This is a genomic window from Robertmurraya phoenicis, assembly GCF_047302285.1.
Taxonomy (GTDB): domain Bacteria; phylum Bacillota; class Bacilli; order Bacillales; family Cytobacillaceae; genus Robertmurraya.
In genome coordinates this window covers 2997361-3010508 of record NZ_CP154845.1, presented here as the reverse complement: position 1 = coordinate 3010508, position 13148 = coordinate 2997361, and the positions used below count along the sequence as shown (strand labels likewise).

Genomic DNA, 13148 nt, shown 5'->3' with positions numbered 1-13148 from the left:
ACATACGGATGAGAACCATTATCGTTAGTGTTTGTTTGTTATTACTGACACTAGTAGGATGTCAAAAGGATATGCCCGAACCTGAAGTCAGGTTTACTGTTATCCCAATGAGTACTGTAAATACAGCCCATGATATGCCTGTAACAATCGATCAGAATAATGAACCTTTTAACGTTCAACATCATATAAGAGGAAACAGTGTGTTCGTGGAGTGTATGATTCAAGACATTTCTTTCCGAGATGATAGTGACCAGAAACAAGGGAAAATTATTCTTTATATTGATGGAGAGAAAAAGGAAGAGATTACGGCGGCTGCTTTTATTATAAAGGGTTTGGAACGAGGAACTCACCAAGTTAAATTAGAAGTAGTTAAGCCTAATAATGAGCCATATCATCTTGAAAAAGAATTCACCGTTTCCATTCCATAGGTCATAATTGTTCAATAAACTTTCGTTTTTCCATAATTCCATGTTAAAATAGGTAGCGGAGGTGAGCTAATCTTGCTTGCTACTTTAGAAAGAATGGAAATTTTGGATCAGGCAGAACAGCTATCCATGATGATTATGGAATCGGAAGTTGTTGAGTATTACATGATCTGTTTAAATAAAGTGAAGACAACTAGAGATACACAGCGTAAAATAAGAGCCTTTTCAAAAGAAAAGGAGCTTTATGAAGAAGTTCAACGTTTCGGTCGATATCACCCTGAATATCAAAAGGTGATGAAAAGTATTCGGGAATTAAAAAGAGAAATGGATATGGATATTCACGTTGCTGAGTTTAAAAAAGCGGAAAACGACCTCCAGTCTTTATTAGATGAAGTGAGTGTATTAATCGGGAAATCTGTGTCTGAAAAAATTAAAGTTCCAACAGGAAATCCTTTCTTTGATAGCTCTTCCAGCTGTGGTGGCGGATGTGGCACAGGCGGAAGCTGTGGTTGTTCATAATAGGCTTAGGCGATACGCCTAAGCCTTTTTTAGATTGAAATATCTGGGTTTGTCTGCTAGACTAAAAAAAACAATGTGGTCGAAGGGGAAAAAAGTATGTTAGGACAACGTCAGGGGATTATCGTATGGCTGTATTCTTTAAAACAAGCCAAAATGTTAAGAAAGTTCGGAAACGTTCACTTTGTTTCCAAGCGCTTAAAATACGTTGTTCTCTATTGTGATTTAGAGGATGTAGAAACGATTATGAATAAAATAGAAAACTATTCCTTTGTGAAAAAGGTTGAGCCTTCTTTCAAGCCGTTTTTAAAAACAGAATACGAAAACTCTAAACCGGATAAGGCAAAAGAGTATGATTATCGAATGGGTATTTAAAAAGGTGGAGCAGTTGCTTCACCTTTTTCTATGCTTGTTAAGATAACGGTGGAATATAATGATTCATTCTTAATATTCCAATTAAATATTGATAAAAAAGCTCTTTCTCTGCGAATTGGACGGAAGGTTTTACCTCAAGTTGAATAATCTCTTTATTAAGCTCATTAGCAGCTTCTTGAAAAAGCTCAAATCGTTTATTTGGCTTTATGTTTGGATTGGAAATTCCTTCACGGCAAATGTATAAGGGCTGGAAATCCCCAGGTGTTGTTGGTTTGAGAACGACAACTAACGAGGAAACTTCCCTGTTATTAACGATAGTATGGTAAGCCATCATATGTAAAAGCCGTTCTTTGTTTGCTCTAGCAAGCTCTATTAATTCATAGATATCAGAATAACCTTCTCCTAATTCGATAAATCGTTGAATCATTTCATAAATCCTCCTCTGTTCTAGTACCAAGAATACTTTAACACGCTTGAAGACGAATGGCTATGGATGGATCATTTGAAATTAAATAGTGCGTCATATGATTTTTGGCTCATTGCGTGTGAACCAAGGTTTCACACCCCTTTTTTTGTGTAGCTAGAATGAGCCAAAAATCAATTATGTGTATCGCATCATTTTTTCCTAAATAATACAGATGACGTCATTTCTTAGTTCTGATATTGTTAAGATAGATGAATTACTAGAGAAGTAAATATAAGAGAAACGGTTATAAGGGGAATATATATGTGGAAGGTTGCGTTCACATTATTAATAGGTTTATGCAGTATTATCGGGGTGATGTTATTTTGGCAATGGCACGCATACTCTGAATATCATAATCCAGCTGAGTTAAATAATGATGAAAAAGCGGTGCAGCGTATTACAGTAGAATCTAGCGGTAGCCTTCTTTTTATTACACAAGTAATTGAAGGCTTACAAAATGATACCGATTATTCAATTGTTACGCCCCAAATCATAGTTGATTGGGAGTGTACCGAGGAAAACGGAGAGACTTGTGAAGTTGCTGAAGATAACCCTCATATGTTACAGACGCAAAATAAGTCATTCACTTTTCAATATCAAATCGAGATAAGGGATGAAGAGTCAGTAATCCTTCTAAAAGATTGGATGCTTCAGTTGCAAGATGTTGACATTACCCATACAACCATTAATCTCATTGCTACATCACGAAGAGAGGGTTCATGGGTAACTGGTTTTCCACTGAAAGGCTATAGCAAACTGGAGTACATTGATTATTATGTTTTCGAGGGAAAAGGGGATAGAGGAGCACTTTATTGGCAACCAACTCCATTGGAGAAGATAGATGTAGAGCATGGAATACAATTTTATACAACAAATGGTTCACATCCAGTTCTTTCCCTACCGTCGTTAATGAAAATACCAAATTATGGACCAGTAGCGATTGTATTTTCGGATAGTTATTCAAGCACAAATGGAGCAGGTCTGATGATCGTCAATCCTAGTTTAGATGATCAAGCATTGGAGCGAAGAATGATATCCCATTATTTTCTTGAAAAAGCTTCGCATTTTCCAGTAGAAGAAAGATGGCTTTTGGAGGTTTTAACCTCTCTTGTGGATGAACAGGAAAGTAATATTGTCAAAGCGAACCGGCTGATTGATGAACTGAACAGCTATTTTTCAAAGGATCAATTGGAACAGTTTGTATCACTTGTCTATAAAGAGGACCATATTACACCTCAAAAATTAGATGAGCTTCTCGGTTATACAATTGATAAAAGAACGGATTTCTTTACTTTGAACAAAAATGAAAAAGCAAAGTGGAGCCCGCTCTATTTTTATGATTCTCGTCCACTAATCATCGGCGATAAGGATAACGAAGGGCTAGATGTATTCATTGTGAACAACGAACGGTATCTGCCATTTGTTGAAACGATGACTGCACTTGGCTATAGCGCATCATTATTAGAGGATCATGAGAGCGTCCTTTTGGAGTTGGAGAATAATTATTATCGTTTTTATGTAAATCAAAATATTTATGAGTACAATCAAGTACATTATGGTCTTTTGGAAAACCCATTAAAAATGATTAATGGGAAACCTTATATGAAATCAAGCATGTTATTGTCGCTATTTCAACTTTCATTTATGGAAGACGAAGAGGGCATGTATCTTAATCGGTAAAAAAAAGAAAACCCTGCAAAAATATCTGCAGGGTCCTTCCATCTCCTTTATAAGGAAAGAAGGCAAAGGGAGAGGAGAAACCGGAGGAAGAACTTATGGGGAAACGTAAGTCTTCTCCGCGGTTGGCAACAACATCCTCGAATAGATGTTGTTACTTACAGTATTTCCACAAAAAATAGGGATATACATGGGATGGGATTATTTTTTGCCATATTATATTGTCAAAATGATTGAGAATGGCTGGAGAGGATTTCAAGAATTGGCACTTTCATTCGATTATGATAGGATGGTAAAGAAGTTTACAATGCAGGTGATTTTTCCATGAGAGTTGTTTCAGGTAGTTTAAAAGGGAAAGCGTTAAAAGCTGTACCAGGAAAATCGACGAGACCGACCACAGATAAGGTGAAGGAAGCGATCTTTAACATGATTGGTCCTTATTTTGAAGGTGGATTATGTCTTGATCTTTTTGCAGGTAGTGGAGGTCTAGGGATCGAAGCACTAAGTCGGGGAACGGATAAAGTTATCTTCGTTGACCGTGATGGAAAGGCTATTCAAACGATTTATGAAAATTTAAGGCAATGTAATGTAGAAGAGCAGGCTGAAGTATATAGAAATGAGTCAAGTCGAGCACTAAAGGCAATCATTAAAAGGGAACTTCGTTTTGATTATATTTTTCTCGACCCACCCTATGCAAAACAACAATTGAAAGAGATTTTAGAAACAATAGACAAGCATACATTGTTGAATGATAAAGGGGTAATTGTTTGTGAGCATAGTTCGGACGTTCAATTGCCGATGCAAATTGAGGGTCTTGTGCGGCTCAAACAAGAAACCTACGGAATCATTACCATATCTATATATGAAAAGGCCCATTTTTGAAAGGGGGATCATTATGGCAAGTATAGCTGTATGTCCAGGTAGCTTTGACCCAATCACTTTTGGTCACTTAGATATTATTTCAAGAGGAGCAAAAGTGTTTGATCAAGTGTATGTTTCCATCCTCAACAATTCATCTAAGAAACCATTATTTACGGTAGAAGAGCGAGTTCAATTAATTAAAGAAGTGACAAAAGATATCCCCAATGTTAAGGTTGATTCCTTTCATGGGCTTTTAGTTGAGTATGCTAAGGATATTGGCGCGAACGCGATTATTAGAGGCTTAAGAGCTGTTTCAGACTTTGAGTATGAAATGCAGTTGACATCCATGAATCGCTTTCTTAACCATGAAATTGAAACATTTTATATTATGACAAATAACCAGTATTCTTTCTTAAGCTCCAGTATTGTGAAAGAAGTGGCCCAATATAGCGGGAAAATTTCAGAGCTAGTACCCCCATGTGTGGAGGAAGCACTTCGAGCAAAATTTAACAAGTAAATTAAATACATAATAAAGAAACGAGCATGGATTAGTGCTCGTTTCTTTGCATTCTTTTGGCATATATCAAAATATAAATCATTAACGAAATAAGCGTTAGTATAGGACCAGTTTCTTTCATAAATTCCATCGCATTGAAGGCCCACTGACCATCTTCAAAATACGTTACTGGAACGGTCTTAGAGTAAGGGTCATTTTGATTCAAATTCTCATAAATAGGTTTCCAAAGTATCCATGTATATAAACCAGCAAAGATTCCATGAAAGAGCCGTGCAATAAAATATGGCTTAAAATTAATATCGGTTTGAGCTAGGATACTTGCTACCTGAGCTTGCACGCTGAATCCGCTGAAGGCCAATATAATACTGGCAATAATCGCTTGCTGTAACAGTGTTACATTCTCCACTTGACTGGTAAGCTTGTTTCCTAGTGTAATTTCAAATAACCCTGATATTAGTGGAATGCTAAAGGATTCTGGTAAATGTACAAGTTGTAGTAAAATCGCCACCCAGGAACCGAAAAATTCAATAATATGTAGATTGGATAAAAGCTGATTTAAAACCGAAAATAGGATAATAAATCCACCGATCATCAATAATGTTTGGATCGAGGACATGACGGCATCACCAAGTAATTTTCCAATCGGTCGCTTGTCGTTAATCCTTGTTTGATGTAGCTCTCTAAATGCGTTTTTTAAGGAAAACTTACTAGTGCTTATAGAATTGTCCTTTCCGTGAAATCTCATGATGATTCCAACGGTGAAATTCCCGAGATAATGGGCTAATGCTAAAATAATCCCAAGCTGTGCATTGTAAAAAAAGCCAACAGAGACTGCGCCAAAAATAAATAATGGATTCGAACAATTCGTGAAGGTTACAAGCCTTTCCGCCTCAGTCTTGGTAAGTTGACCTTCCTGTCTCAAACGTGCCGTTAATTTAGCTCCTGCTGGATATCCCGAGGCCATTCCCATTGCCCAGACAAAGCCACCGACACCAGGGACCCGGAATAGCGGCCTCATTAATGGTTCTAAAAGCACACCGATAAATTTTACTACACCAAAACCAATTAGCAGTTCAGATACAATAAAAAATGGAAGTAATGAGGGAAAGACGATTTTCCACCACATATCCAATCCTCTAATGGACGCGTTCACTGATTCTTGTGGGAAAGAAATTAGAGAAATAGCCATTATGGAAACAGCTGAAGCAAGAATAATGGTTTTAAGTTTGGATTTTACCACCCATGCATCCTCCCTCGAAGATTTACTTATGACGCAAGCAAAGTGCATCTTCTAGAAAACAATGCTAAAATAGAGATTGTTAACTCGTGAAGTGGCGCTCGCTTTGGTCTAAAAAAATTAAATGATGACAACTTTAAAAACGTTTAACTATGCACAAAGGTCTTGTCCTCATATAGATCAATATACTCATAGAAAAATAAAATAGACCATAAGAATATATAAAAGTAAGGGAAGGAAATGAAGATAATTTCATTCCCCCTTACGATTCCTTTTCAAAGGAGGCGCTCATTTTTGCACCATCCCAAAATTGGTCTTGCGCTTGGGTCAGGAGGAGCAAGAGGGTTTGCTCACCTAGGCGTTATTAAGAAATTACTGGATGCAAAGATTTCGATTGATCTTATTGCTGGAAGTAGTATGGGGGCGATGGTTGGTTGTTTTTTTGGGGCTGGTTTGGATATTGACCGTTTATATCAATTATCTCGAGTCTTTAAGAGAAAATATTATTTAGACTTTACGATTCCGAAAATGGGTTTTATTGCTGGAAATCGTGTGAAAGATCTTATTCGGATTTTTACCCATGGAAGAAATCTCGAACAATTGGATATACCTATTCAAGTCGTGGCGACTGATTTAATGACAGGGGAGAAAGTGATTTTCAAAGAGGGACCTATTGCTGAAGCAGTTAGAGCCAGTATTTCTATCCCTGGAATATTTGTTCCGGAAAAATATGAAGGAAGACTATTAGTTGATGGGGGAGTGGTGGATAGAGTACCAGTCTCAGTTGTGAAAGAAATGGGAGCGGATATCATTATTGCTGTTGATGTTTCCCGGGTAAATCGTACAACAGAAATTACTTCTATCTATGATGTGATCATGCAGAGTATCGATATCTTACAAATGGAGATTGTTGCCAACAGAGAAATTGCCTCTGATATTATGATACAACCTGCTCTTGAAATGTATAGTTCGAGAGCCTTTACAAATATTGATGAAATCATTCAAATTGGAGAAACGGAAACAGATAAATACATTGCAAAAATTCAGCAACTGATCGAGGAGTGGAAGGAGCAGCACTAGATGAACAAGCGGTTTTATTTTCGATTTTTTTTCATTTTAACGGCCTTATTTCTCTTTATTGCTTCGTTTTTTTCTTTGCCTTATTACGTATCAAAGCCAGGAATGGCAAAGGAACTGAAACCGATCATTGAAGTGGAAAATGGATATGATGAAGAAGGCACTTTTATGCTCACAACCATTCGCATGGGAAAAGCAAATATTTATTCCTATTTGCTGGCATCATTAAATGATTATCAAGAAATCTATCCGTTAGATGCAGTTCGTGGTGAAGAAGAAACAGAAGAGGAGTACAATGTACGTCAACTTCATCTCATGGCTAGTTCAAAACAATCAGCCATTGAAGTTGCTTATAAGAAAGCAGAAATTCCAATAGAATATGAATACAAAGGTGTCTATGTCTTAAATGTTGTCGACAATATGCCTGCAGCTGGTAAGTTAGAGCCAGGAGATCACATCTTCAAAGTGAATGGAGATGATTTTACATCATCGGAGGAATTCATAGAATTCGTAAGTAATCAAGCTGCTGGAACTGACATTACTCTCACTTTCCTTCGGAGTGGAGAGGAAATGGAAACAGTTATAGAAGTTCAACCATTTCCTGATGATAAAACTCGAGTTGGTGTAGGGATTGGACTTGTCGATGATAAAGAATTACATGTAAATCCAAACGTTGACATTAAGACGGATGATATCGGTGGCCCATCAGCTGGTTTTATGTTTTCCCTTGAAATCTATAATCAACTTATCGAAGAGGATTTAACAAAGGGCTATGAAATAGCTGGAACGGGTACAATTTCTCCTGATGGAAAGATTGGCAGAATCGGAGGAATTGAACAAAAGATTGTCGCAGCTGATAAAGCAGGAGCTGAAATCTTTTTTGCTCCCAATGAAGAAGGAATAACAGAATCCAATTACAATGCGGCTGTGAAAACAGCAGAAGATATTAATACGGATATGAAAATTGTACCAGTTGATACATTTGATGAGGCAATCGAATATTTAATGAAATTAGAGCCGAAAAAATAATGGGATTCCAAAAAGTTAGTGTTGCTGACTTTTTGGAATCCCTTTTTAGGCTTTCACATATATTGGAGGTTGCTTGTAGTCCATTTTAAGAAGCTTTGGTGCCATTTCTTTTCTTGTGCCTAGAGCATAAACTCTAGAAGCTCTTATATCAAGGCTGATATCTTCACCTTGATAGGATGATAATTTTGAGACAATCGGAATGGAAGTATGGTTCTTCCATTTGTTTAAATACATTCTTCCATTTTCATTCATTCCTAAAAGTCGTATGTAGCTAGTTTGAGCCATTTTTTGACGCATTTCACTGACGCTTGTATTTGTCAGGATATGTGTGCACATCCGTTGAAGTCTTGTCCAAGTGTAACGCTTTGTTTTAATCTTGGTCATAAAATCTTGAAAGGAAGTTGCTTGTAAGGCAGCCTCGGTAACCCGATGTTCTAAACCTTCTTCAACCTCGTATATGTTTCGTAATTCTGCTGTAGTCGTATGCAGCAATTTAAACTGTAAAAAGGGCCAATAGTTTTCCCAATGCTGAAATTGTTTAAAGCTTTTATAGTAGTCAGCTAATATCGTCGCTGTGGTGCTTGGTATATAATGACTTATCTCTTCTAGTGAACCGTTAGGGGAAAATAAGGCTTTGCGAATGCTTGTAGCACTAGCGATCGATTCAGAAATGAAATGTTGATCATGGTACCCTGCTATTGTTCTTGGTATCGTTAATGCACTGATATTAAAGTCTAAGTCATTAATCGCTTTTACATATTGAAAACCTAAAATATTATTTGGTTTTGAAAGATCAACAATCTCTTCGGTCGGGTTAAGCTCAAGAAATGCTGATGATAATGCAGATGGGTAGCTCATACCTTGACTGATAAAGGATTTAATTTTTTCTTCATAAGGCTTTTTATTTTGTTCTAAAAATTGTAAGGTCGTAAAAAACTGTTCAATCTCTCCAGATTCACTTCCGAAGCAGACACTGCTACATCCAATATGACCTAATAAAGAGATCGCACCAAAAGCGAAAGTGTCTGCTTTTTGGGTGGCGAATTGATAGGGGAGTTCAATGACTATATCAACACCAGCTAATAAAGCCATTTCTGCACGATGCCATTTCGGAAGAAGTGCAGGTTCTCCCCTTTGTAAAAATTGTCCACTCATTACAGCAATCACAACATCCGCATTGCTTATCCTGCGAGTTTGTTCAACGTGATATGCATGTCCATTATGGAAAGGATTATATTCAACAACAATGCCAACGGCTTTCATATTCTCTTCTCCCTTTACACCCTTAAGAATTCTTCTTATTTCTCATTTTCTCTATTTTTATCTTCGCTAATCAATGAATCCAATACATTTTTCATCGTCTTTCTCTCTATATTTATTGTACAAAATTTTTCATGGTGCATCATATACAATATTATTTAATTTTCTCCTTTTCAAAATATCTGATTATGTCCATAATACTAGGAAATGGACATTTAATCCGAAATGATTTATTGTCTAAAGTATCGCTTATAATCTACTCGGACTGTAAAGAAAAAATATTGACAAATAATTATAGGAAAGCTATAATAACCTTTGTTGCCTTGAGGTGATTCTTATGAAATGGACCATAAGTCAGTTACAAAAACATCGAAGCAAGGAATACCCAATTGATGAGATGGTAAACCTTGATGAGATAAAAGAAGTCGATCAAACGATACGCTCGGTTTCACCAATGCATATCACTGGTCGAGCAGATATTGACTCATCTAAAGTAACGTTTCATCTGAAGATTAAAGGACATTTAATTCTTCCTTGTTCTCGTACTTTAGTTGACGTGAATTATCCGATCGATGTAGAAACAACTGAAACCTTCCTCTTAAAAGGTTTGGAATACGAAACTGATGAGGAAGTTCATCAAGTCAAAGGTGATGTGATTGACCTTAATCCGGTCTTACAGGAAATCCTTTTACTTGAAGTACCTATACAAGTTTTCTGTGACGATGGATCAAGCGAAGAAGGAGCTCCACAATCTGGTAATGATTGGGAGGTCATTCATGAGCAAAAGAAGGATAAAATCGATCCTCGCTTAGCAGGGCTTGCAAAATTACTTGATCAAAATGATCCTTCTTCCAATTCATAGTGATTGAAGAAGACAAGAAACTGTTGAAAGTTTAGCTAGACTAGCTTTCATGACTTTCTTAATACTCTTTAAGGAGGTGGGAATAATGGCTGTACCTTTTAGAAGAACTTCTAAAACTGCGAAGAGAAAACGTCGTACTCATTTTAAGCTACAGGTACCAGGTATGGTAGAATGCCCAAACTGTGGTGAGATGAAGCTTGCTCACCGTGTATGTAAAGCTTGTGGAACATACAAAGGAAAAGAAGTAGTAAACGACTAATACTCAATATGAGATCTAAAGCACAGGACGAACTTGTTCCTGTGCTTTTGTCGTTCATGGAGATTCCTAATAGAAAAGCTAGTCTTAGATTACCTCTCTCTCTCTTGTTTTTTGGACAAATTAGAAGTTTAATGAAAGAAAGAGGGGTGGTAGGAGATGTCAAAGTCTTATGATATTCATGCGCGGGAGAATGGCATCCTAAGTTTTACAATCACTAGACCAGAAAAAAGAAATGCCGTCAATTTTGAAGTGATGGATGGGCTCAAAGAGGCGCTGCAATTAGCCAGAACATCTAATATAAAAGCTCTTGTCCTTACAGGTGAGGGAGATGAGGCTTTTTGTTCAGGTGGAGATTTGTCTCAATTCCATGAACTACGAACAGTAGAACAAGCCTATCAAATGCTCTCTAAAATGGGAGAATTATTATATGAGTTAATGATGCTCCCAAAGCCTACAATTGCACTGATAAATGGGGTTGCGATAGGTGGTGGCTGTGAAATTGCTGCAGCTTGTGATTTTCGAATTGCTAAAAAAGGAGTAAAGGCAGGGTTTGTCCAAGGGAAATTAGCCATCACAACGGGGTGGGGGGGTGGAACCATTTTATTGGAAAGGATACCTCATGCAATGGGGATGAAGATGCTCTTCGAGGCAAAACTATTTGAGTTTGAGGAATTACTGGACTTAGGGTTTGTCCAATACATATATGAAGGTGATCGCTGGGAAGGACTGCGAGATCATTTCGGGTCCACTTTAAACATGGAAGGAACGGTCTTAACAGCATATAAAGAGATCTTAATTCGGAAGTGGAAGAAGGTTGCATTAAAAGAAAGAATAGAACATGAAGTTCGTCAATGTTCTGAGCTTTGGGAAAAAGAGGCTCACCACAAGCAAGTTGAAAAATTTCTCAATCGTAAAAACTGACCATACATGATTAATATAAATTGATATTTGAGTATTATCAGTCTATCTCTTCTAGTAGTTGCATATGTATGAATAAAAAGAATACACTAGGAGGGATTGACCTATGCCCACGAATCGTCAAGATGCTTGGTCAAATGATGAAGACTTGCTACTAGCTGAAGTAGTTTTAAGGCATATACGCGAAGGGGGTACCCAGCTTCAAGCGTTTGAAGAGGTGGGAATACAACTCTCAAGAACTGCTGCAGCCTGTGGGTTTCGCTGGAATTCCTATGTTCGCAAGCAATATAAATCTGGAATAGAATTGGCAAAAAAGCAGCGTAAGGAGTTAAGAAAACAGGCGCAATCAGTTGCTGAACCAGCAGCGAATGAAAAGGAAATTGCAACAGAAGCTTCTCAAGAGGTTGAAAAGCCGAAGATTAGTTTCGAAGATTTGGTCAGCACTATAAAGATCCTTTATCAAGAATTTGAAGAATCCATTGAATCACAGGAAAAGATTCAAGAATTAGAGAAAAAAGTAGCTTTTTTAACTGCGGAAAATGAGAGTTTGAAGAAAGAATTACAGACCATTGAACAGGATTATAAGGCCCTTATCGAAATTATGGAAAGAGCAAGGAAGATGGTTGTTCTTCAAGAGGAAGATCGACAACAGAAGGTAAAATTTCAGATGGATAAAAATGGGAATCTTGAAAGGATAGAAAAATAGAATACAGCTTAAACGAATAAAGAAGCGGAAACATTGTCCGCTTCTTTTTGTATATGGTTTAAATTTCTTTTTGCGAGAAGTCTTCAGGGAACCAGAAAAGTGGGTTTTCCCCTCGATCCCTGGCCATATCATAGGTCACAGATTCAAACTCCATCTTTTCCCAAAATTCTTTTGATTTCATTCTAGCATTTGTTCGAATTGGTAAATTCATTTTCTTTGCAAATTCTACTAGTGCTTTTCCATAGCCTTTCCCTTGATAATCAGGAATTACTTCAAGCTTCCATAACTCGAGAAAATCATTTGGTGGTTCAAAATATCGATTGAATTTTGCATCTACTTTGTATAGACTCATTCGAGCAACCAATAAATCTCCAAAATATATCCCATAAAAAGGGGATTCACTGTCATTATCAATGATGTTTGCTTGCAAGTCCTCAAGCATGGAAAGTTCCTGTAAACCATATTCTTTAAATCGCTTGAATTCCTCTAATGTTTTGTAATTCACCTTTAATTTCTCTACTTTATATTCCATCTAACTCCCCCCAGCCAACTTTAATCATGAATAACTTTGTAGTTTCATATATTTAATTTGAAGTATGGTGATCACTATATTTCATTATATAACAAAAAGACAGAAAATACTCACAAAAAAGAGTAAGCGATTACAGGGAATTATTAAGAATCACATAGTTAGCGAATGAGAAGAAGAAAACTTTACAGGAAAAAGGAAGGTTTAAGGAGGGGGTTAAAATGAAAATGATCACTGCAACAATCGCTGGAATTATTTCTAATGTTTTGGTGGAACAGGATGATGTGGTAAAGGTTGGACAAGAAGTTATCGTGATAGAGTCGATGAAGATGCAAATTCCGATTGAGAGCGAGATTGAAGGAACTGTAAAAGAGGTCAAGGTAAAAACAGGCGATTTTATTAATGATGGGGACGTACTGCTCGTACTAGAGTAA

Annotated in this window: 17 protein-coding genes; 13 read left to right on the top strand and 4 right to left on the bottom strand. The window is 37.0% G+C overall.

Going from position 1 to position 13148, the window contains the following annotated elements; all coding sequences use genetic code 11:
• The first annotated feature begins 8 nt into the window (after positions 1-8).
• The 3 genes from AA0X71_RS15045 to AA0X71_RS15035 all read left to right on the top strand — a co-directional run bounded on the left by AA0X71_RS15045 (position 9) and on the right by AA0X71_RS15035 (position 1316).
• Positions 9-428 carry a hypothetical protein gene (locus AA0X71_RS15045; protein ID WP_413356116.1) on the top strand — a complete coding sequence of 140 codons (420 nt, stop codon included), beginning with the start codon at positions 9-11 and terminating at the stop codon, positions 426-428.
• Between the two features lie 72 nt (positions 429-500).
• Positions 501-944, top strand: coding sequence for a YlbF family regulator (locus AA0X71_RS15040; protein WP_413356115.1), 444 nt, complete (start codon positions 501-503; stop codon positions 942-944).
• 96 nt (positions 945-1040) lie between these two features.
• On the top strand, positions 1041-1316 hold the full coding sequence (locus tag AA0X71_RS15035) for a YlbG family protein (RefSeq protein ID WP_413356114.1): 276 nt from the start codon (positions 1041-1043) through the stop codon (positions 1314-1316).
• A 37-nt stretch (positions 1317-1353) separates the two neighbouring features.
• On the opposite strand, the gene AA0X71_RS15030 is transcribed toward AA0X71_RS15035, so the two are convergent.
• Positions 1354-1743 carry a methylthioribose kinase gene (locus AA0X71_RS15030; RefSeq protein WP_413356113.1) on the bottom strand — a complete coding sequence of 130 codons (390 nt, stop codon included), beginning with the start codon at positions 1741-1743 and terminating at the stop codon, positions 1354-1356.
• Positions 1744-2043: 300 nt separating this feature from the next.
• Between AA0X71_RS15030 and AA0X71_RS15025 the strand changes: the two genes are divergently transcribed.
• From AA0X71_RS15025 to coaD, 3 genes are all read left to right on the top strand, one after another.
• Positions 2044-3462, top strand: a complete 1419-nt coding sequence (locus AA0X71_RS15025; protein ID WP_413356112.1) for a hypothetical protein — start codon at positions 2044-2046, stop codon at positions 3460-3462.
• Between the two features lie 321 nt (positions 3463-3783).
• Entirely contained in the window at positions 3784-4341 is a 558-nt protein-coding gene (gene rsmD, locus AA0X71_RS15020) for a 16S rRNA (guanine(966)-N(2))-methyltransferase RsmD (RefSeq protein WP_413356111.1), read from the top strand.
• Positions 4342-4354: 13 nt separating this feature from the next.
• On the top strand, positions 4355-4837 hold the full coding sequence (coaD, locus tag AA0X71_RS15015) for a pantetheine-phosphate adenylyltransferase (RefSeq protein WP_413356110.1): 483 nt from the start codon (positions 4355-4357) through the stop codon (positions 4835-4837).
• A 31-nt stretch (positions 4838-4868) separates the two neighbouring features.
• Here coaD and ylbJ read toward each other — a convergent pair whose 3' ends face one another.
• Positions 4869-6077, bottom strand: a complete 1209-nt coding sequence (gene ylbJ / locus AA0X71_RS15010) for a sporulation integral membrane protein YlbJ (protein WP_413356109.1) — start codon at positions 6075-6077, stop codon at positions 4869-4871.
• Positions 6078-6368: 291 nt separating this feature from the next.
• Here ylbJ and AA0X71_RS15005 point away from each other — a divergent pair, with 291 nt between their 5' ends.
• Together AA0X71_RS15005 and AA0X71_RS15000 are read left to right on the top strand one after the other, a co-directional pair.
• Positions 6369-7154: a patatin-like phospholipase family protein gene (locus AA0X71_RS15005; RefSeq protein ID WP_413356108.1), complete on the top strand. Its 786-nt coding sequence runs from the start codon at positions 6369-6371 to the stop codon at positions 7152-7154.
• Entirely contained in the window at positions 7155-8180 is a 1026-nt protein-coding gene (locus tag AA0X71_RS15000; protein ID WP_413356107.1) for a SepM family pheromone-processing serine protease, read from the top strand.
• A gap of 45 nt (positions 8181-8225) precedes the next feature.
• Here the strand turns inward: AA0X71_RS15000 and AA0X71_RS14995 are convergent, their stop codons facing one another.
• Positions 8226-9443: a nucleotidyltransferase gene (locus tag AA0X71_RS14995; RefSeq protein ID WP_413356106.1), complete on the bottom strand. Its 1218-nt coding sequence runs from the start codon at positions 9441-9443 to the stop codon at positions 8226-8228.
• A 334-nt stretch (positions 9444-9777) separates the two neighbouring features.
• On the opposite strand from AA0X71_RS14995, the gene AA0X71_RS14990 reads away from it, so the two are divergent.
• The 4 genes from AA0X71_RS14990 to AA0X71_RS14975 all read left to right on the top strand — a co-directional run bounded on the left by AA0X71_RS14990 (position 9778) and on the right by AA0X71_RS14975 (position 12185).
• The gene (locus AA0X71_RS14990; protein ID WP_413356105.1) at positions 9778-10302 is read left to right on the top strand and encodes a YceD family protein; all 525 of its coding nucleotides are present in this window, start codon (positions 9778-9780) and stop codon (positions 10300-10302) included.
• An 85-nt stretch (positions 10303-10387) separates the two neighbouring features.
• Entirely contained in the window at positions 10388-10561 is a 174-nt protein-coding gene (gene rpmF, locus AA0X71_RS14985; protein ID WP_009791160.1) for a 50S ribosomal protein L32, read from the top strand.
• A 156-nt stretch (positions 10562-10717) separates the two neighbouring features.
• Positions 10718-11482, top strand: a complete 765-nt coding sequence (locus AA0X71_RS14980) for an enoyl-CoA hydratase/isomerase family protein (RefSeq protein WP_413356104.1) — start codon at positions 10718-10720, stop codon at positions 11480-11482.
• A gap of 103 nt (positions 11483-11585) precedes the next feature.
• Positions 11586-12185, top strand: a complete 600-nt coding sequence (locus AA0X71_RS14975; protein WP_413356103.1) for an RsfA family transcriptional regulator — start codon at positions 11586-11588, stop codon at positions 12183-12185.
• 58 nt (positions 12186-12243) lie between these two features.
• On the opposite strand, the gene AA0X71_RS14970 is transcribed toward AA0X71_RS14975, so the two are convergent.
• Positions 12244-12717 (bottom strand): N-acetyltransferase, encoded by a 474-nt coding sequence (locus AA0X71_RS14970; RefSeq protein WP_413356102.1) that lies wholly within the window; start codon positions 12715-12717, stop codon positions 12244-12246.
• Positions 12718-12935: 218 nt separating this feature from the next.
• Here AA0X71_RS14970 and AA0X71_RS14965 point away from each other — a divergent pair, with 218 nt between their 5' ends.
• Positions 12936-13148 (top strand): biotin/lipoyl-containing protein, encoded by a 213-nt coding sequence (locus AA0X71_RS14965; protein ID WP_413356101.1) that lies wholly within the window; start codon positions 12936-12938, stop codon positions 13146-13148.